This is a genomic window from Psychrobacter sp. AOP7-B1-24 (genome assembly GCF_052376215.1).
Lineage (GTDB): Bacteria > Pseudomonadota > Gammaproteobacteria > Pseudomonadales > Moraxellaceae > Psychrobacter.
On record NZ_JBQSVL010000020.1, the window covers coordinates 22,236 to 43,236 of the forward strand.

Consider the following 21,001-nt stretch of genomic DNA (forward strand, 5'->3'; position numbering starts at 1 on the left):
ACCTTGTGGCTAGATTATTGATATTTATTGCAGTTTATCGCCAGTCTTTGCTAAAGATAATGGCAAATAAAAAGAGAGTTGCGCACCAACCGTGTTTGATAGCTGATAGCCAGTATCAGTTTGCAGCAGCTGAACTTTACCATTTGAAGTACGTTTAAAGCGTCGCTGTCCGCTACTTTCTATCTGATAGAATGTCTCAATTTCATTGTTCGCATCAATATTGTTTAGCTGCATGATACCGCCCAAGGACTTACACAAACGTTGGCATATCATCAATCCCAACCCGAGGCCATTTGTTTTCGTTGACTGGGTGGCATATTGACCAGTCAGACTTTCCTGTAACCGCCGCGCCTTAAGTTGAGATTGATCAAAACCGCCTGCGTCATCGCTTAGGTGCAACACCAGCCATTGCTTATTATTATACCCCTCTACCTGACAGCGTAGTATGATATTGCCTGCCCCTTGCTGTGCAGCATTGGTTACGCTGTTTATCAATAATTGATCTAATAGTAAGTTTGGCAAGGTTAGACGCTGATACTCACTCGCCAGCCAAAAATTGATACCTACTGCTTGCTCACCCAATAATAAGATACATTGTTGATAGGTCGCGGCGATATCGACACTAACATCATTTGCTTTTGACTGTCCTACCCAGCGGCGGATATTAGTCACCACTGCAGCGACACGTTCAGTTTCATTTACAATCTGCTGCAGAGCATCCTCTGTCGCTGCATTATCAGATGATGCTCTATTGACAGCCTTTTTAGACAACTTTGCTTGTTGGCCACGTATCAACAACCCTTGCGCATAATTTTGAATGGTCGCTAACGGCTGATTGATTTCATGGGCGATAGCACCGCTCATTTCACCCATGACCGCAAAGCGCTCTGATTGGTGCAATTGCTGATCATAGTCACGGATTAATCGATTTTGCTGTACGATTTCTTTTTGTCGTCGCCATGCTAGCCAGCTCATCCAAACATAATTCACTGTCGATACGATGAAGATCAATGCCATTACGCCTACCCATAAACGGTGTGATTGCATCCACTCTATGACATGAGTGCTTAACTGCTTTTGAGCTGGATGACGATTCATTTCATAAAGAATGCGCTCAGCATCACTACTCGATTCTGGTGGTAGCCAGCGATTACTCAATCCTAATAACTCGAATTCATGCTCTGACTGACTCTTTCCGAATAAATTTTGATTAATCTGCCTTATTAAGGAATCTGGCGCTTGCTCAGTCGCTGCCAGTGTCCAGTTTGGGTATATTTTCGTTGACGATTGGCAGCTCGATGCCGTCGCAATGGGATGAATTAGACGGTATTGTTTTTCATTGATTTGACCGCTTCTTGCCATCTCCTCCATTAGACAAAGTGGCGCGATAGCCGCATCTACCTTTCCGCTGGCCAAAACCTGCAAAGTACGCTCTATCGGATAACCAACAAACTGTGTTTGATAACGGCTAGGCGCTATACCCTTTTCTTGCAATAAATGCGCTCCCAATAAATATCCACCAAATGCATCAGCGTCGACAGCCGCAATACGGCGTTGCTGTAAATCTTGCAAACGATAGATATCACTGTCAGCTGCGACCCATAATGCACTGGCAACTTCTTCCATCGCGCTAGGCTGTTTTAATGGCGTCTGCTCATTTAGTTTATTAAATTCATCGATGAGACTGACTGTCGCCGAGAGCTGGTTAGATTTCGGACTATCGAAGCCGTCGGTACCAAATCTATTAATGCTAGCGTTTTGGACATTACTATTTAATGGATCAGTATTTGCTTGTAAGGTAGACAGCCAGCGCCACCTGATGGTATTCATTTTTACAAACTGTACTTGTGGACCAAGAACCAGTGCAAACTGTCGCGCTTCTATTTGTTGTTGCCAATTCTCCAGCGCTAAGGGTACCAATATCACGGTGTCATCTGACAACTGACTATTAAGCTCATCGAGCCATGGTTGCCAGCGCGTTTGCGCAGCTATCTCTCCTTGAGGTGCTAGCACACCTAGATAGTAGGTTTGAGCACTCGCCTGAGATAACGTTGTCCAAGCCACAAACATCATAACCACAGTAATGCAATAAGTATTTAAGATAGCTCGAGTTTTAAACTTTTTATACATAAACCCAGCCTTGCATTTAGGGCGTGTTGAACATTCAAATATTAGGGCTGCTGATCGCTAAAATTGCACTAAACTAGGCGTAAGCCGCCGATAATGTCGAGACCTTAGCGAGGTTTGTAACAACGTTTGGGGTGATTTTAGCATCAGCCTTTCAGGGCAGTACTCTTTTTTGCCAATATATGGCGAAATTGTTTCACCTAGAATGACTAGGCATCAAAAATTTCACTGCATATTGTCTAAAAAATAGTCACTGCCAGCACCACATTTGAATGTTCAACAGACCCTAATCTACCGAACTTACATTATAAATAAAAACCTTTCTCATAATGTGGTTTTCCACAATATCACAATATTACCTGCCACCCTATACTAGATAACAGTCGTATAAATTTTAGTTCGCTAAGCTTAAGTATTTACTTTCAATATAGATGCCTAAGACTACTCATAAAGTATTGGTGATGAATTATAAGCTTGGTAAAAACATCTTATGGAGGGCAGGCTTATGAAAAAGTGGCCACTGATTATAATAATGGCAGCCATCATTGGGCTGGCAGTTGCGTTTATTATTGGGCAATTACTGCCAAATATACGCACGAGCAGCAGCGATATCGAGGTCAACATTACTGACCCAGCTCTCATCGAGCAAGGCGAATATATCGCGCGCACTGCGGATTGTGTCGCTTGTCATACCACATTGGATGGCAAAAATTATGCGGGTGGCCTACCTATGCTGACCCCGCTTGGCGCTATTTACTCAACCAACATAACCCCTGATAAAGAAACAGGTATCGGTAATTATAGTTTTGACGATTTTAAAAATGCGGTCAAACATGGCGTCGCTCCAGGTAATAAAGCACTGTATCCTGCCATGCCGTACCCATCTTATCAGCTCATGCCAGATGAAGATTTGGCAGCGATGTATGCTTTTTTTATGTCGGATGTCGAAGCGATCAATCAACCCAACCTAGAAAGTGAACTGCCACCAGTAGCAAATTGGCGCTGGCCCTTGGCCTACTGGCAAGTCCTGTTTGACCGTAAACGAGATTTTGTCCCTGAGACAGACGACGCTCTATTAACACGTGGTCAATACTTGATCGAAGGTCCTGGGCACTGCGGCTCTTGTCACACTGATCGCGGTATTGGCTTCCAAGAAGTCACTTTAAGTAATACCGACTCTGCCGAGTATTTGAGCGGTGCGGTCATCGATGGCTGGCGTGCAAAAAGCATACGCGGTGAACATCGTGGACTTGGTACTTGGACAGTTACAGAATTAAATGACTTCTTTAAAACAGGTCGCACAGATACCACCGCTGCTTTTGGTGCCATGGCCGAAGTGGTCGAACACAGCACCCAATATATGACTGACTACGACATCAATGCTATGTCATCCTACTTAAAAACACTGTCTCCAGCGCCCAACAAAGAAGCAACACTGCCTGAGAAAGAAGACCTCACCACACAAAAAATGCTAGATGGTGACTATGATTCACGTGGCGCAATATTGTACGCAGAGTATTGCCAAGTTTGTCACCGTGCTGATGGCAAAGGTGTCGCACGTATTTTTCCAGCACTTGATGCCAATAGTGCGGTTTATTCTAAAAGCGCAGATTCAGTATTACAGATTACTTTAAGCGGTGGGCGAATGCCTGAGACTCCACATGACCGTATGGCCTTTACCATGCCTGAATTCACTAACCTAAGTGATGCGGATGTAGCAGAAGTGGTCAACTATGTCCGTAACAGCTGGACGAATCAAGCGCCCAAAATCGATGTCAATGATGTGGTAAAAATGCGCGCTTTCCTCGCCAAAAAACCAAAAACCAGTACCGATATCGCCCCAGACCTAAGTATTGATACGCAAACAAAAGGAGCAGAATAATGAATAAATCTCCACTAAACATGCCTACTGTTGCTAGCGTTATCTCTCAAAAAATGACCATGAGCAAAATCACCACAGCTATCCTTACTGTTTCAATGATCGGCGTTGCAGCGATCAGTAGTGGTTGCTCACAGCCAGAGCCTATCGAGCAAAACGCACCTGAGTATGGCTTAGCAACCACAGATGATGCCAACGAAGATATCGGCACTTATGTGCTGCCGCAAGATACCTCTATCTTAGATGAGCCAAACGCTGATGAAATATTTTATGGCAAACACTTATTAAATGAGACCAAGCGTTTATTACCAGCGAATGTTGGTGCACAAATGAACTGTAACAGTTGCCATATCTCGCAAGGTAAAATTCCACTGGGTGATCCATATATCAACAGCTATAACACTTACCCTCGTGTCATGCCTCGTTCTGGAAAAGAAGTGGATTTGGAAGCCCGTATTAATGGTTGTTTCCAACGCTCAATGAATGGCAAACCGTTAGATCGTGAATCACCTGAAATGCACGCAATAATGGCCTATATGAAATGGCTGTCACAAAATACTCCCAGAGAGCAAAAAGTCGATATCCAAAATGCTGGTAAAGTGGATGAATCCTTAACTCCAGACCCAGTACGCGGCGAACAAATTTATAAGGTTCAATGCGCTACCTGTCATGGTGACAGTGGTGAAGGTCTCAAAGACAGTCGCGGCAATATCGTCTTTCCACCACTATGGGGTGATGAATCTTTCAATATTGGCGCGGGTATGGCGCGTACCTATAAAGCGGCAGCATTTGTAAAATACAATATGCCGATGGGTATTCAGACCAAAGGGTTATGGGGTCACGGTAATGTATTAAGTGATCAAGATGCAGTCGATGTCGCACATTTCTTTACTCATCAGCCACGCCCCGACTTTGCTGGTAAGATACATGATTGGCCAAGTGGCAAAAAGCCTAAAGACGCGCGGTACTAATACTTATTAAGGAGATGAATTTCTACACCCTCTTATTATTAAAAAACCTTTAAGGAAACTAATTTTTCTTAAAGGCTTTTTTGTTATCATAGTCTATAAACTTCTAGCACGTGTCCTCATGTAAAAACAGATAAACTGTAGCCAAACAAAAAGCGTCATACAGCAAAGAGCGTCATACAGATATATCGAGATATTAACGAAGCGACTTGATGCAGTTTGGCAAGGAGTTAGCGATTTTTAGCTTATGTAAATTTTAATACTCAAATTGAAGACACGCCCTAGCAATCTCTTATATCATATAAGTGTTATATACAGCTTAGCTATTGCCATTTAACTGTGAGGTCTGTCATGCGTAAAATCCCTATATACTCTCATCCTGCTGCTGGTTGGCCTGCACTATTTTCTTCTACTCGCAAACTAATGGATTATCAGACTTTTTTGCGTGGTAGTGCCAGTGTATTCCAAAGTAACCAACCAAAAAGTGGCTTTGACTGTCCTGGTTGTGCTTGGCCCGACCACAAATCCCATAAAGCCATTGATGTCTGTGAAAATGGCATCAAAGTACTTGCCAGCGAGACCATGACCAAAAAAGCCGATGCTGCATTCTTTGCGCGACATACGGTCACCGAACTACAAGGATGGTCGGGCTACGAGCTAGAGCACAGTGGCCGCTTATCCGAGCCGTTATATTACGATGCAGCGCAAGACCGCTATATAGCGATTTCTTGGGAAGCGGCTTACCAGCGTATTGCTGAACAGTTCAAACAGCTTAATTCACCAGATGAAGCTTTATTTTATACTTCAGGTCGTGTCACCAACGAGCCAGCATTTATGTATCAGCTGTTCGTACGCTGTTTTGGTACCAATAACTTACCTGACTGCTCAAACATGTGTCATGAGCCGACTTCTGTGATGCTTGGTAAACAGTTAGGTATCGGCAAAGCAACCGTTAGGTTAGAAGATTTTGAGCAGGCCAAACTGATATTAATGTTTGGACAAAACCCAGCGACCAACCATCCACGCATGCTAGAAATGCTTGCCCACGCTCACGAGCAAGGGTGTCGAATCATCTCGATTAATCCCATGCGCGAACAAGGTCTAAGTAAATTTAGAAATCCGCAAAAGCCCACACACATGGCTGCAGGTCAAAGTGATGAGATGGTCGATGAAGTGGTTCAACTTCAAATTGGTGGGGATGCAGCGCTACTAACAGGTATCGCAAAATGGCTGATTGAGAACGATAAGATTAATGACGACTTCATTGCTACCCATACTTCAGGTTTTGAACCATTAAAACAGTGGCTTACAGAGCAAACATGGGCGGATGTAGAGCTCGGTTGCGGTATTCCTCAAGCGGAAATCATTGGTCTGGCTAAACTGGTCGCTGATAGTCCAGCGACTATCTGCACGTGGGGTATGGGCATCACGCAACACGTGCAAGGTGATGACAATGTGGCAATGATTACCAATCTATTACTACTGATGGGAATGGTTGGTATAGATGGCGCGGGTGCATCTCCTGTTCGTGGACACTCTAATGTGCAAGGCGATCGTACTATGGGTATCCATGAACGTCCCGCTCAAAAGCTTCTCGACAGTCTAGAACGAGTATTTAAAAAACCTATGCCGCAAAAACACGGCTTCGACGTGGTCACAGGCGCAAAGGCATTAATCGACGGTAAAATAAAGATCTTCATGGGTATGGGTGGCAATTATGCCGTGGCAGCACCTGATACCACCGCCATTGAACAAGCATTGACCACAACACAGCTTAATATCTTTGTGGGTACCAAGTTAAATGAGACCATGCTATACCCAGGCGCAAACAATCTTATTTTGCCCTGCTTAGGTCGTACTGAACGTATCGTCACTGCCAAAGGCGAACAGTTTGCGACTATCGAAGATTCCATGTGTCAGATTGTACCAACACAAGGCAATCTCAAGCCTGTTAGTGATACACTAAAGTCTGAATCACAAATTGTCGCAGATATTGCCACGCACGTCCTTGGCACTGACTCGTCTATTCCTTGGCAAGCAATGAGCGAAGATTTCGATGTCGTTCGTGACTATGTTGCCCAAGCTATCGACGGTTTTGAAGACTTCAATCAACGTATTCGCACCACTGAGCGAGGCTTTCATTTGTATCATTCGGCCCGTCATCGCGTGTGGAATACGGAGAGTGGCAAAGCGCAGTTTGAGGTACCACAATACCCAATTACCTATGTTGCCGCACAGATGGCAGAAACAACATTAACCTTTAAAAACAATGTGAGTAAAAACAGTCCGAGAACAGACAGCAGTAGTGACAATGTACAAGATAATGCTCAAGGCAATGTAAAAAATGACGAGCAAAAAATTTGGCAATTGACCAGCGTTCGTAGCCATGATCAATTCAACACCATGATTTTTGGGTTTCACGATCGCTATCGTCAGGCCAATCGCCGTGATGTTCTGTTTATGCATCCCGATGAGATAAGCCGTTTGGGTTGGCAAAAAGGTGATAGCGTCATGGTAACTAGATACGCTAGCCAGAATAGCGCCGACCAACCGCGCATATTAGGGCCACTCGTATTGACTGAAATGGATATTGCGTCCAACGCCGTCGCTGCCTACTATCCTGAATGTAATGACTTGTTTGACTTAGACACGTATGCACCAGACTCACACATACCAGCGTATAAATCAACAACGGTCGTCCTGCAACGCGTCGATGCAAGCACGGCTGAGCCTGCATAGTAAGTGATAAATGGGTCGTCAAATAATGACAATGTTCGTGATACAGACGCCGAAACAATACTGTTAGTAAAATAATATACGAACCATGATGATGACTAAAAACCCTGTCAAAGATAATAAGCGAACTAGCAAGCAACAGTGTGAAAGCAAGACAGCTGAGGTGACAAAGACAGCCATAAAGAAACCTATGTCACCACTGGTTCGTACTCATTTTTCGGAAAAGCATTTTTATGCAGCAGCCAGTCAAGACCGTGACAATACCGATGGAGCATTTATTGATTGCCAACCAGCTAGCCTCGCTGTAGAAGCTGCGGTTGCCATTATCATCAATGGTATTCACTACGCGGTGCTGATGGCAAGTCCTCATCAGCTAGAGTATTTAGCCGTTGGGTTTTTATTTAGCGAAGGTCTCATTCAACACAGTCATGAATTACTCGATTGGGAGGTAACTCAACTTACCGATACTGCTAGCTATCAACCTTTCACCTTTGATCAAGATTCTGTTGATCAACGCGCTGAGTCAAAAAATATTGAATCAGAAAACCTCGAACAAACCTTAAAGCAGCTACAGGACTACGATATTTATATCGTGGATCTGGTACTAAACCAACGCTGCCATCAACGTATCCAAGCCCAAAAACGTCAGCTCGCAGGGCGTACAGGTTGCGGTATGTGCGGCATCACTGGATTGACACAAGCGCTACCTGATCTAAGCAGCTACACTCAAGGCGATTTGCAAAATAACACGCAGAGAGAAGCAACCATACCAAGTCTGGATTATTTATTAGACATGCGACGACAAGTCGATACTATGCAGCACACACATCAACTAACCGGTGCCGTACATGCCGCAGCAACGATACATGATAATCAGTTATATCTATTTGAGGATGTGGGACGCCATAATGCCCTTGATAAACTGATCGGTTGGCAGCTACGACAAAAAACTGAGAACGACTGCGTTCTAATGACCTCTCGCTTATCCATTGAACTGGTACAAAAATCTATCCGTGGTCGCATCCCTTGGCTGGTCGGTATGTCTGCACCCACCAGTACCGCTGTACGTGTCGCTGAGCGTTATGGATTGGGATTGGCTGGATTCTTGCGTAACGACAGAGTGACTTATTATTCAGGCGTTTAAACGACCCTCACACATCATTGAATCCATATTACTTTCTTCGAAAAATTGTAGATAGCTCAGCCTTAAATCCTCTCGTATAAATCAGTAAACCCCTTCCAAAACACCTCTTTTGTTATACCTATAAAATCTGTTAATCGCTTACTTCCGCTATATAATCATTCCACTATAAAAGTACTACAGCGTCAACCTCGCTTGAAGTATCACATATACATCTACACTTGGTTGTCTTGTACTACTTTTAAATTGAATCGACTATAGCACTAGGACGTGTCTTCATTTCAAAAGTGGTGATAAGAATGAGATAAATTGCCGTCAAACAAGAAAAATAGCGCAGATAATATCGGAATAGTAACCAGCTGTTTGACGATGTTTGGCAAAATTTAGCCATTTTTAGCCCATCGAGTGAATTAAAGACATTTCCTAATCAATATCGTCTAAAATTTGAGGTTAGAGAGATAATAGGTTACCCTTAGTCCACGAACATGTTACATACACTTAACAGATCTGTCGTTTTATTTATCGATGCTAAACCTATTGTATTGATAATTCAGACAATACGCTTCTTAGCATTCAAACGATAGATGATGCATCAATTGCAATAGTTGAGTAAAAACCTCTTAACTATTGCGTATTACAGCTGATAAGGCTGTCTAAACCTAGCTCAAGCCATGCAGTCATGGCTTAGTGCTTATTCGTAATTTTGCTATAGACGCTCATCATATGAGCCTTCTTTAGTACTTAGCTACCTTTGTGTATGCATATTAATAGCGTGGTGGTTTATCCATCAACTAACGCCTATTAAGAGTAGCCCCTGTCTTTTTGATTTATCACTATGTGAGTCATTAAAAAGACAGGGACACAACACTTAGCATTTGCTTATCACTACCGTTGATATTTTTGCTATTTATCTTAGCCACGTACATTCACTCAGTATGAGAATTTGTGGGCTGTATTATATTCCGAAAGGTTTGGTATATTTAATTTTACTAAACTTTATTAATTCAAACAATTGCGAGGTATGAATTTGAAAACTGAGTCATTGTTCCAATTTTCATCATTAACCATTATTTTATTGTTGCTAACATTTTATGGCGGCACCTACTTACTGTCTTTATTAATCAAAAAAGACAAAGAAACGACGTCTGGATTTATGGTCGCAGGTCACGGTGTTGGCTTTGGTATGGGTGCAGCCAGTATGACGGCCACTTGGATTTGGGCAGCATCATTTTACGCCGCTGCCACTTCAGGTTATAAATATGGGGTGTCAGGACCGATACATTATGGGTTCTGGGGCGCCTTGATGATTTTATTCATCTATCCTTTTGGTATGCGCTTTCGTGAGTTGGCGCCAGACGGTCATACATTAGGCGAACTCATCCATGCCCGCCATGGTTCATCAAGCCAATTAATTTTAGCGATATCCAATATTATGGGCAGCTTAATTAGCTTGATGGTCAACTTTACTGCCGCTGGGGCATTGGTGTCAGTCTTGTCACCGTTATCCTTCCAAACTGGTGTGATAATCGCGGGTATCGGCGTCCTGAGCTATACGTTAACGTCAGGCTTTCGTGCATCTGTCTTTACTGACTTTGCCCAATTAGTCGCCTTGATGGCGATTGGTGTCGTCATTATCCCAGCGGTGTTGTTTGCTATGGGTGGACCTGAAGTCATGGTTGAAGGACTGTCAAATCTGACATTGGAACAGCAAAACTTCTTTTCTTCTGAAGCATTTTTCCAACAAGGTGCGCCCTATTTCGTCGCGGTATTAGCATACGCTATCGGTAATCAGACCATTACTCAGCGATTATTTGCGATAGACAAAACCAAGATTAAAGCGACTTTTGTCACTGCTACTGTTGGCTATGCAGGTATCGTCATCGGCCTAGGCATGATTGGATTAATGGCGGTCACCATTGGTATCGAACCACTTGATGGCAATATGAATAACCTGATTCCACAAATGGTGAGTACTTATCTGCATCCTATTTTTATCGCTTTGTTCTTTATTTTAGTGATTGGTTCTCTATCCTCAACGGCTGACTCTGATTTATCAGCGCTATCGACGATTATGATGGCGGATGTCTACGGCAAAAATATTGCTAAAAAAGGCAAAGTTAAACCAAAAACCATGATGCTCGTTGGTCGTGGCACCATGATTGTCGCAACAGCCGCAGGATTGATTTTTGCCAGCTTTAAGCTCGATATTTTGGTTATGCTGGTCTTTGTTGGTGCATTGTGGGGTGCGATTGTTTTCCCTGTCATCGCTAGTGTGTTCTGGAATCGCGTGACCAATACCGCCTTTACTTCTGCGGTTATCGTCGGACTACTCTTGTTCTGCGTTGTGCGCTTTGAATTACTACCGATTACAGGTTTCACTGCCCTATTTTTTGAAATACTAGCCAGTGTCGGTGGCGCTGTCGTTATAGGTCTAATGGTATTTGGCTTCTTAGGTCGTAAGGTTGGTATGGGAGCCGCTGCTATCACGCTGGTGCTGATGTTAATCTTTGCCACGGGCTTCTTACGTCAATACATGGTCTTACTGGCATCACTGACCGCTTATGGTGCCAGTACTATCGTTTGTGTCATAGTCAGCCTCATGAGTAACGAGCATTTTGACTTTGACTTAATCAAACAGCGTGTGGGCGACTACGATAAAAAGCCTGATGCGTCACAAGTACCAAAAATTTAAATTGTCTTAAACAAAAACTGTCTTATGCAAATAACGGTTAGTCAGTCTGAATTAGCTTAATACAACTGACTAATCGTAAACTGTTAAAAAAGACTATAAGGAGAGATATTATGGATAACGTCTTTATCTACGGCTCATATATTTTAATCTGGCCAGCCATAACACTTGGTGTACTGATATTAATTTGCACCGCTACTTATCGCGATATTAAAAAAGCCAAACGCAATAATGAAGATATCGTTTAATATGCCATTACCACTATATTTCTAGAAAATATTCCTGAGCACTAGCTTAGTGGTATTGTTATCAAGCCTATTGATAGTATAAATCACTCTAAATAAGGGTTATTTATAGGTAAGGTAGCAAATAACTTATTTTTAATGAAAAAAGGGCTTGTAATTTGTTATATTTTTGCTAATATAGGCGACCTTGATTGGCTGGATGGCAGAGTGGTCATGCAGCGGACTGCAACTCCGTTAACGCCGGTTCGATTCCGACTCCAGCCTCCAATTATTTATTAACTTTACGTTAATTTAAGCTTGCATTATTATCATAACTGATTATAATAGCCAGCACTTATCTAGTAACTAGATGGTCTATCAGCTAGCTTACGTATTAGATAACACAAGTTTTGCCCGGGTGGTGAAATTGGTAGACACAAGGGATTTAAAATCCCTCGCTAGCAATAGCGTGCCGGTTCAAGTCCGGCTCCGGGTACCATTATATTAAAAGGCCTCCAAGCAATTGGAGGCCTTTTTCTTATGCGATAACGTCTATTATTAAAGTCAGTCTCTTCTTAGAGGTCTCCAAGCTGAAGTTCATATTTCTAGGCTATGTTTTTTCAGAACCACTCTTTCATAATTGGGTGGTGTATCAAAAAGTATGCTGGAGTAATAAAAGAAGGGTGACAGCCGAAGCAAGATGATATATTTGAGGTTATGAAGACACAAATACAGATCAATTGCCCCGACTGTCACAGCTCCAGTTTAAAGAAAAATGGTATAAAAAGCTATGGCAAGCAGAACTACCAGTGTAAGAACTGCAAACGTCAATTCATTGGCGACCATGCCTTAACTTATCATGGCTGTCACTCTAAAATAGAAGACATCATACGGCTAATGACGGTTAGAGGTTGCGGCGTCAGAGACATAGCCGTTATAGCCTCTATTAGTATTGGTAAAGTCCTTAGCACCATAGGCTCATCGGTCTATAAGATTACACCTAAAAAGCGCTATTATGAACGCTTAGAAGTTGATGAGTTTTGGACTTACGTGTATCGCAAAAAGCGTAAAGTTTGGCTTATTTATGCTTATGACCGCGCTACCAATGAGATTGTTGCTTATGTTTGGGGCAAACGTGACCTGAAAACAGCTAAGAAGCTAAGAGCCCGTCTTAAACAACTGAAAGTCAGCTATGGCTCTATTAGCATGGATAACTGGGATAGCTTTATAACCGCATTCAAGCCTGACAAGAAACAAATCGGCAAGCAGCATACGGTAGGCATAGAAGGTAATAACTGTCGCCTTAGGCACCGATTGCGACGAGCCGTTCGAAAGACCTGCTGCTTCTCAAAGAAGTTTGATAACCACTTTAAGGTGTTTGATTTGGTATTCTTCTATGTCAATTATGGCTATGTCTGATGCCAGCATACTTTTTAGAACACCACCCTATTTTTTAGTGTCTAGTGATGACTGCAAATACTAGGAAGGTATGTTGCACGTAACGCATCCATGACATTGGTGTCCCTAAATATCGGCAGGATGGCTGATAGGACATCATAGAAGCAACACAAACTGGCCCAAAAAAGGGTCCTATCTACAAGGATGTAGTTATGGAAGGTGTGGAGTTAGTCACGTTTGTAAATTCAAAAGTCATTCCCATTGGTATCTTTTTGATTATGATGGGAATGGGATTATCCCTAGTCACCAATGACTTTAAAAGAGTCGTCAAATACCCCAAAGCAGTCGCGATAGGGCTCACCAATCAGTTACTGTTCTTACCATTAATTGGTTTTGCCTTTGCAAGCCTGATGTCACTAGAGCCCGAATACGCAGTCGGGGTGATGTTATTGGTACTGTGTCCTGGTGGCACCACCTCCAACTTATTCACTTATCTAGCCAAAGGCGACGTCGCGCTTTCGGTGACCATGACGGCTATTTCAAGCGTGGTCACGGTATTTAGCATCCCGATTGTACTCAGTTTTTCATTGATATACTTCATGGGTGCTGGCAGTGAGTTTCAATTGCCAGTCGCCAAAACTATGATTAGCTTAATTGCCCTGACTATTCTACCTGTTAGTATTGGCATGCTGATCAAACGCTATGCCCCTACTGTGGCAGATAAAACGCAAGTTATGGTTTCTCGTTTTGGCGTGATGTTTTTGAGCTTTTTGGTTCTATTCTTAAGCTATGTGCAAAAAGATATCATTGTAGAGGCCTTGATTGCCACTGGCCCTGTATCATTGATATTGAATGTGTCAACGATGGCACTTGGTTATTACACCAGTAAATGGTTCGGTCTGAATCCAGAACAAAGAAGATCGATCACCATGGAAGTTGGCCTACAGAACAGTACGCTTTCGATGTTTATGGCATTGACGCTATTGGCCAATTATAAAATGTCGATGACCCCAGCTATTTATACGCTAATTATGTTTTTAACCGCAGGTATTATGGTGAGAGTATTCAGCGCGCAACACAATAAGGCGAAGCAAATTGAGATAGACCGTAGTGTGATGGCAGCACGTAGGCTTTAACTGTTAAGCTTTAAATCGAAATCGCTCACGCGCTTTTTAATTGACTATTTTTTAAATTGTGACCAATGCTTTATTAACTGACCCCATAACCCGCTTGATATGTTAAAGCAGATTGTGGGGTTTTTGCATTTATAGTCGTTATATAGCCGCTATATAGTCGTCACGCAGCCGTCATGATGCATTCCCTAATTACCGATAAGTGGTATAGTCAGTCCCAAATAAAAGAGACACAACCACGCGATACGGGTTACGTTTTTCTTGCTTGCTGTGCCTACGTAGACAGAGGTGGCGCAAAATGTAACCTGTATCGCTATATTTATTTTATAGTGGATCGACTATAGAAGAAAATGAGAAATAGAGCAGGATAGGATTAAAGATAGCGCTTAGCGATGATGTACATCTACTCTTGCTTTGGTCTTGGCTGTCTGCTCTTTTACTTTCTCAACTTCAAATAGGAAGGTACGGTTTTTGAGCACTGCGACAAACACCACGCCACCGATCGTATTGCCCACCAGCACTATCGCTAAAAACAGTAAGTAACGCCAAAGACTGACACTACTGCCATACAGTAAGGCAGAAAACACCTCGATGTTGCCCACGATACTATGATGTAAGCCTAAAAATCCGATACTACCTGTGATGATGGTGACTAAGACAATTCGGCTAAGGGTATCGCGTGCTGAGGTCACCAGCCACGCGGTCACGCCCATCATCCAACCAGCCAGTACTGCGCTACCAAATATCACCCACCACTCAAATGCTAAAACATGCTCGGCATATGCATCAATGTCGCTGGTACTAAACAACTGCATATTCAAGCCGAGGCCAATCATTAACGCGGCAAATAAACAACCGCCAACCAGATTACCAGCAATCACAATGCCCCATAAACGTAGCAATTTATTCAAGGGTTCAATACCGTTGAGCACTGGCAAGCTTAGTAGGGAGGTTTGCTCGGTAAATAACAGTGACTGACCGATGACCACAATAATGAAGCCGATGGGGTAAAGTAATGAGGCGAGTACGATGGCGTATTCACTGGGTATTACTCCGCTTAGGAGCGCAAAAGCCGATAAAATCATAAAGAAGCTAATACCAATCTCAAGCCCAGCGGTAAAAGCACTGGTAAAAAGTGAGCCAAGCGAGCGCTCAAAGGTTTCTTTGGCATCCATGACTTGCTCGACTAGGATACTGGCATAGCTTTTTGCATGACTCGAATCATTGTCATTGGCGACTTTTTTGATGGTTTCTTTGTCTTCGTCACTGATTTCTTCTGGGAGATCGTCTCCTTTTAGGTCTTCAGTGGTTTCTGTTTTATCAGCATTGTCATTAGCTTGACCGTCGGCGCTGTCTTCCTCAGAGTCTTTTTGATTGCTTTTTTGCTGACTGTCTTGACGGCTTTCTTGCTGATCTTTTTGCTTTCCTGCTTTATGATTGTCATCAACCACACCCTCATAATCTGCATATGAGTTCTGCGGGTCTTTCTGATGATCAGTACGACTATCAATATCTTGGGGCACGGTCAGCTCACTGGTTAAGAGATAATAATTTTAGTATCTGATCTATTTTATAGCAGGACTATAATTTATTATGTTTAGTATTCAGCTGACTGCTGTTGTTAATTGTTTATCCTGACTCTTAGTCAAAGTTATTTTTTTAATAGACTTCTTGCAAAAGTACCAGTTCATTGACTTCCACTGATAGAACCACAAGGGCTAGCGATGACTTATGCAAGAGGTCTAATGTAGCGGTGAGAGATTATGAGAACATTATCTAAATATAGCCCTTGGCAGAGCGAGATGGTAGTGACGGCTAGTCTCCTAAAGCTTGATTTATTATCCGATAATCAAATTTTCGAATACACTCATTATTTACTTGATAATGGATATTATGGTGATGCGATGTTATCGATAATTGATGATGATCCTATATATCCGAGAGGCAATAAAGAGTCGTTCCAAAGGGCGATTTTTAATTTAGGCTTTCCAGACATTAATACAGAGCAGGCTAAGTGGATTTATACTTACAGGCTCATGAACAAATATGCGACAGCACCAAACAATCACTATGTTTTTGCTAATGAGGCAGTAGGATTTTATTATAAATTTGATGATTTTTTCAACAATGATAATCATTTAAAAGAGATAAGTAAGCTCAAGGATTTACTTTATTGTATAGAGGATGCTAGCGACAATTTTTATATGGGATACATCACGCATGGCTGTAATGATCCTGTAACGTTGTATCGTATGCAATGTCAGTTTTTCCAGCTTTGCCAACAGTGGATAAAAGATAATAAGCCAAAAATAGAGTGTATTTTCGAAGCGCTATACGCTTAAATTGTCTTACCATCTAACAAAATCTGCCTATCTGCGTTAAAATCACTCTATTCGTTATTTTCCTAATTTTATATTCGCTTTAACTCAATTAACTTTGTTCACATTCAATCAATAAAAGATAATGCCATTATGAGTAACCACAACCTCACCACATCTATTCAAGCGGCCTTAAGCCAGTTAGAGAATGCGTATAATCCTGCAGAAGTCGAAGCAGGTATGTATCAAGACTGGGAAGAAAGCGGCTATTTTCAACCGACCTTTGACAAAGACGAGTCGTTTTCTATCGCGCTGCCACCGCCAAACGTCACAGGCTCGCTGCATATGGGTCATGGGTTTAACAACGCTATTATGGATGCGCTCACCCGTTATCACCGCATGGATGGTGACAATACGCTGTGGCAACCAGGTACGGATCATGCAGGTATCGCGACCCAGATGGTTGTTGAGCGTCGCCTAGAAGCACAAGGCATCAAGCGCCGCGATATGACTCGCGAAGACTTTGTCGATAAAGTATGGGAATGGAAAGAAGAATCGGGCGGCAATATCACCAGCCAAATTCGCCGTTTGGGCAGCTCGGTCGATTGGTCGCGTGAGCGCTTTACCATGGATGATGGTCTGTCTAACGCGGTAAAAGAAGTGTTCGTACGCCTATTCGATGATGGTTTGATATATCGTGGTAAGCGTTTGGTCAACTGGGATCCTAAGTTCCAAACCGCGCTGTCTGACCTAGAAGTAGAAAACCATGACGAAAAAGGCAGTTTGTGGCATTTCCGCTATCATTTCACGGATGCAGACCTAACCACTCAAGATGGTAAAAACTACCTAGTGGTAGCAACCACACGTCCTGAAACCTTATTAGGTGATACCGCTGTCGCTGTAAACCCAAGCGATGAGCGTTATGCACACTTAGTTGGTAAAACTATTACCTTGCCAATCACTGGTCGCATCGTGCCTATCGTTGCTGATGATTATGTCGAAAAAGACTTCGGTACGGGCTGCGTAAAAATTACCCCAGCGCATGACTTTAATGATTATGAACTCGGCCGTCGTCATGACTTGCCACTCATCAATATTCTTGATGAGCGTGCTAACATTTTGCCAGCGATGGAAGTCTATCCTGACCTGCAGACACGTGAGCCAGAGTTAGAAACCACGCCTAGCGAGTATGCAGGGCTTGAGCGTTTCGCTGCGCGTAAGTTCCTTGTGGCGCAAGCAGGCGAGCAGGGCTGGCTAGAAGATATCGAAGATTATGCACTCAAAGCCCCACGTGCTGAGCGTGGCGGTACGATCGTTGAGCCATGGTTAACCGATCAGTGGTATGTCGCGGTCAAAGAGCTTGCCAAGCCTGCGATTGATGCAGTAGAAGATGGCAGCATCGAGTTCGTCCCTGCACAGTACAAAAACATGTACATGGCGTGGATGACCGATCTACAAGATTGGTGCATCAGTCGTCAGCTCTGGTGGGGACATCGTATCCCTGCATGGTATGACGATGCGACGGGTGAAATCTATGTCGCCCGTGACGAAGCCGAAGTGCGTAGCAAGTATAATCTCAGCGACGATGTTGTATTGCGTCAAGATGATGATGTACTCGATACGTGGTTTAGCTCAGGTCTATGGACGTTCAGTACGCTTGACTGGGCAGACGTCAACGCTGATCCACGCGTGATGGATACTTTTCATCCAACCAGCGTGTTGGTGACAGGTTTTGATATTATCTTCTTTTGGGTTGCCCGCATGATCATGATGACCATGCACTTCGTGAAAAACGAAGATGGCACGCCACAAGTACCGTTTAAGACCGTCTATGTGCATGGTCTGGTACGTGATGGCAATGGTCAAAAAATGTCAAAATCAAAGGGTAATGTCTTAGATCCGATTGACTTAATCGACGGTATTGATCTAGAAGCGCTGGTAGAAAAACGCACCAGCAATATGATGAATCCAAAAGACGCGGCCAAAATCGAAAAGCAAACGCGTAAAGAGTTCCCAGAAGGCATCCCAGCCTTTGGTACGGATGCATTGCGCTTTACCTTCACGTCCTTAGCCAGTACGGGTCGCGATATCAACTTTGATCTAAAGCGTGTCGAGGGCTATCGTAACTTCTGTAATAAAATCTGGAACGCCAGCCGCTTTGTCCTCATGAACTGTGTCGATGGTGACAGCAATGCCAAGCCTATTGATCAAGCGGCAAACCCTGACGTTTGGGAATTACCAGAAAAATGGATTATGAGCCGTCTGAACTCTAGTATCGCCAATATCCATCAGCATTTCGCTCAGTATCGTCTCGATATGGTCAGCCAAGATATCTATGAGTTTATCTGGAATGAGTACTGCGATTGGTACGTTGAGCTTGCCAAAGCCAGTCTAAATGATGACTCGGTATCGGACGAGCGTAAAGCGCAAATCCGCTATGTGCTGCTGCATGTGCTTGAGACAGCGCTGCGTTTCACGCATCCAATCATGCCGTATCTGACTGAGCAAATCTGGCAGACAGTGGCACCGCTATTGGGTCGTAAAAACACCGACAGCATCGTGGTCGCTGACTATCCAAAAACGGATGAGGCACAAATCAGTGAGCAAGTTGAGGCGGATATGGCATGGCTACAGGAGCTAATCGCTAGCGTCCGTAATATCCGTGGTGAGATGAAACTGGGTAATGCGGTACGCTTGCCAGTGCTACTACAAAATATTTCGCTAGCAGAAGACGAGCGTCTATCACGTATCGCCAATCAGTTTAAAGCACTTGCCAAAGTAGACAGCTTAACCATTCTAAAAGAAGGTGATGAAGTACCATTATCATCATCAAGTATGGTCGGTCAGCTACGGGTACTCGTACCGATGAAAGGGCTAATCGATCCAACGGCTGAGCTGGCGCGTTTGGGTAAGTCATATGATAAATTGAAAGGTCAAGCCGACGGCATCGCTCGTAAGTTAGGCAATGAAGGCTTTGTCAGTAAAGCACCTGCACAAGTGGTTGAAGCAGAGAAAGCGAAATTGGCTGAGCTAGAAGGGCAGTTGACCGCCATGACAGCGCAGATGGAAGAGTTAAAGAACCTGTAATTGCTATAACAACAGCTGTATGAATAAAAACGCCGTCACAATTGTGATGGCGTTTTTTATTGTCAGAATGACGGTCAAGACTCAGACGTATACTGTTAAAGAGTAGTAATACCCTAGTAGTCAAATAGGAATGAGTCCTTATCGTGAATAGGTGTATATTGCATGCTGTTTTTTATTTTTGAGCTCACTTTACCCATTTGATTTATTTGAAACATTATTTTGAGAGATATTATGTTAGCTGCTTATCGAGATGATACGTTTTTTCTTAGTCGAGCGTTACCCGTACTGGTTGCTTTAGCGGCTATTTATGGACTGTTGTCATTGTTGTCTATTCCGATCAATGCCGTGGTATTGGCGATTGTACTCATGGTTGTATTTTGTCTTATTAAGATTCCTGTTGCGGTCTCTCTGGTCTCAGCAGCTTTGCTAGGTGGTATGCATGCGCAAATGGCGTTTCCAGATATCTTGCAAGTATTGAATGACAACTTACTCAGTGGTGCGCAGGTAGGTATGACTTATATCATGGTCGGGGCATTTGCCGTTGCGCTATCGCGAAGCGGTGTTCTTGATTGGGTGGCGCAGAAAATGGCTCGTAGCCTAAATCGTGAAGATGCTCATGTGCGCAAACAAGTCAAATGGATGCTATTTATACTGTTCATTGTCGCCTCATTACTCTCACAAAATTTGATTCCAGTACATATTGCTTTTATTCCCGTACTGATCCCGCCATTACTTGGATTGATGAATCGTCTGCAAATTGACCGCCGTGCCATCGCTTGTATTCTGGCTTGTGGTATCAGTGCGTCTTATCTGTTATTACCGTTTGGTTTTGGTGCGATTTATCTCAATGAAATTTTATTAGAAAATTTTAATACGGTAGGCGCGGCATCTGGGTTTGTCGCTACAGCGAGTATGGCGCCTAAAGCGATGTTTTTTCCAGTGATGGGAATTTTGGCGGGCATGTTGGTTGCTGTATTTATCACGTATCGTAAGCCACGCGCTTATATCGAATTAGAAAAACAAGAAACGCCAGTATCAGCCGATCAAGAAAAAATAGAAATAGGCATACAGCCTTTGCTATTTACCGCATTGGCCGTGATAGTGGTATTGCTGTTCCAAATGTATTTTGATTCTTTGTTTATTGGCGCAATGATAGGGTTTATGATTCTTGGCTTCTCTGGTATTTATCGCTGGCGGGCTCAGGATGATGTCTTTACTCAAGGTGTTCGGTTAATGGCTGAAATCGCTGTGATTATTACTATCGCCTCTAGTTTCGGTGCGGTATTAACGGCCACAGGTGA

General features: G+C 43.2%; 13 protein-coding genes and 2 tRNA genes. 13 read left to right on the plus strand and 2 right to left on the minus strand.

Annotation, left to right across the window (positions count from 1 at the left end; all coding sequences use genetic code 11):
* Positions 1–24 precede the first annotated feature (24 nt).
* The gene (locus tag ACT3QP_RS06335; protein ID WP_442063332.1) at positions 25–2,130 is read right to left on the minus strand and encodes a sensor histidine kinase; all 2,106 of its coding nucleotides are present in this window, start codon (positions 2,128–2,130) and stop codon (positions 25–27) included.
* Between the two features lie 502 nt (positions 2,131–2,632).
* On the opposite strand from ACT3QP_RS06335, the gene ACT3QP_RS06340 reads away from it, so the two are divergent.
* From ACT3QP_RS06340 to ACT3QP_RS06385, 10 genes are all read left to right on the plus strand, one after another.
* Positions 2,633–4,009: a cytochrome c gene (locus ACT3QP_RS06340; RefSeq protein ID WP_444524876.1), complete on the plus strand. Its 1,377-nt coding sequence runs from the start codon at positions 2,633–2,635 to the stop codon at positions 4,007–4,009.
* Positions 4,009–4,977, plus strand: coding sequence for a c-type cytochrome (locus tag ACT3QP_RS06345; protein WP_444524877.1), 969 nt, complete (start codon positions 4,009–4,011; stop codon positions 4,975–4,977). The genes ACT3QP_RS06340 and ACT3QP_RS06345 overlap by 1 nt, the downstream gene beginning before the upstream one ends.
* Before the next feature lie 348 nt (positions 4,978–5,325).
* On the plus strand, positions 5,326–7,713 hold the full coding sequence (locus tag ACT3QP_RS06350) for an FdhF/YdeP family oxidoreductase (RefSeq protein ID WP_444524878.1): 2,388 nt from the start codon (positions 5,326–5,328) through the stop codon (positions 7,711–7,713).
* An 88-nt stretch (positions 7,714–7,801) separates the two neighbouring features.
* Positions 7,802–8,854, plus strand: coding sequence for a formate dehydrogenase accessory sulfurtransferase FdhD (locus ACT3QP_RS06355; protein ID WP_444524879.1), 1,053 nt, complete (start codon positions 7,802–7,804; stop codon positions 8,852–8,854).
* A gap of 1,018 nt (positions 8,855–9,872) precedes the next feature.
* On the plus strand, positions 9,873–11,543 hold the full coding sequence (locus tag ACT3QP_RS06360) for a sodium:solute symporter family protein (RefSeq protein ID WP_444524880.1): 1,671 nt from the start codon (positions 9,873–9,875) through the stop codon (positions 11,541–11,543).
* Between the two features lie 110 nt (positions 11,544–11,653).
* Positions 11,654–11,788, plus strand: coding sequence for a putative transporter small subunit (locus tag ACT3QP_RS06365; protein ID WP_444524881.1), 135 nt, complete (start codon positions 11,654–11,656; stop codon positions 11,786–11,788).
* Positions 11,789–11,978: 190 nt separating this feature from the next.
* Positions 11,979–12,052: transfer RNA gene (locus ACT3QP_RS06370), tRNA-Cys, on the plus strand.
* A 124-nt stretch (positions 12,053–12,176) separates the two neighbouring features.
* Positions 12,177–12,263: transfer RNA gene (locus tag ACT3QP_RS06375), tRNA-Leu, on the plus strand.
* 218 nt (positions 12,264–12,481) lie between these two features.
* Complete coding sequence (locus tag ACT3QP_RS06380) at positions 12,482–13,183, plus strand: IS1 family transposase (RefSeq protein WP_444524882.1); 702 nt, start codon at positions 12,482–12,484, stop codon at positions 13,181–13,183.
* Positions 13,184–13,374: 191 nt separating this feature from the next.
* Positions 13,375–14,298, plus strand: a complete 924-nt coding sequence (locus ACT3QP_RS06385) for a bile acid:sodium symporter family protein (protein ID WP_444524883.1) — start codon at positions 13,375–13,377, stop codon at positions 14,296–14,298.
* A 383-nt stretch (positions 14,299–14,681) separates the two neighbouring features.
* Here the strand turns inward: ACT3QP_RS06385 and ACT3QP_RS06390 are convergent, their stop codons facing one another.
* Positions 14,682–15,818 (minus strand): formate/nitrite transporter family protein, encoded by a 1,137-nt coding sequence (locus tag ACT3QP_RS06390; protein ID WP_444524884.1) that lies wholly within the window; start codon positions 15,816–15,818, stop codon positions 14,682–14,684.
* Positions 15,819–16,058: 240 nt separating this feature from the next.
* Between ACT3QP_RS06390 and ACT3QP_RS06395 the strand changes: the two genes are divergently transcribed.
* The 3 genes from ACT3QP_RS06395 to ACT3QP_RS06405 form a co-directional block, all read left to right on the plus strand.
* Positions 16,059–16,637, plus strand: a complete 579-nt coding sequence (locus tag ACT3QP_RS06395; protein ID WP_444524885.1) for a hypothetical protein — start codon at positions 16,059–16,061, stop codon at positions 16,635–16,637.
* Between the two features lie 129 nt (positions 16,638–16,766).
* A complete protein-coding gene (locus ACT3QP_RS06400; protein WP_444524886.1) occupies positions 16,767–19,700 on the plus strand; it encodes a valine--tRNA ligase in 2,934 nt (977 codons plus the stop codon).
* A gap of 231 nt (positions 19,701–19,931) precedes the next feature.
* Positions 19,932–21,001, plus strand: a 1,070-nt coding sequence (locus ACT3QP_RS06405; protein ID WP_444524887.1) for a Na+/H+ antiporter NhaC family protein, incomplete at its 3' end; no start/stop codon positions are given.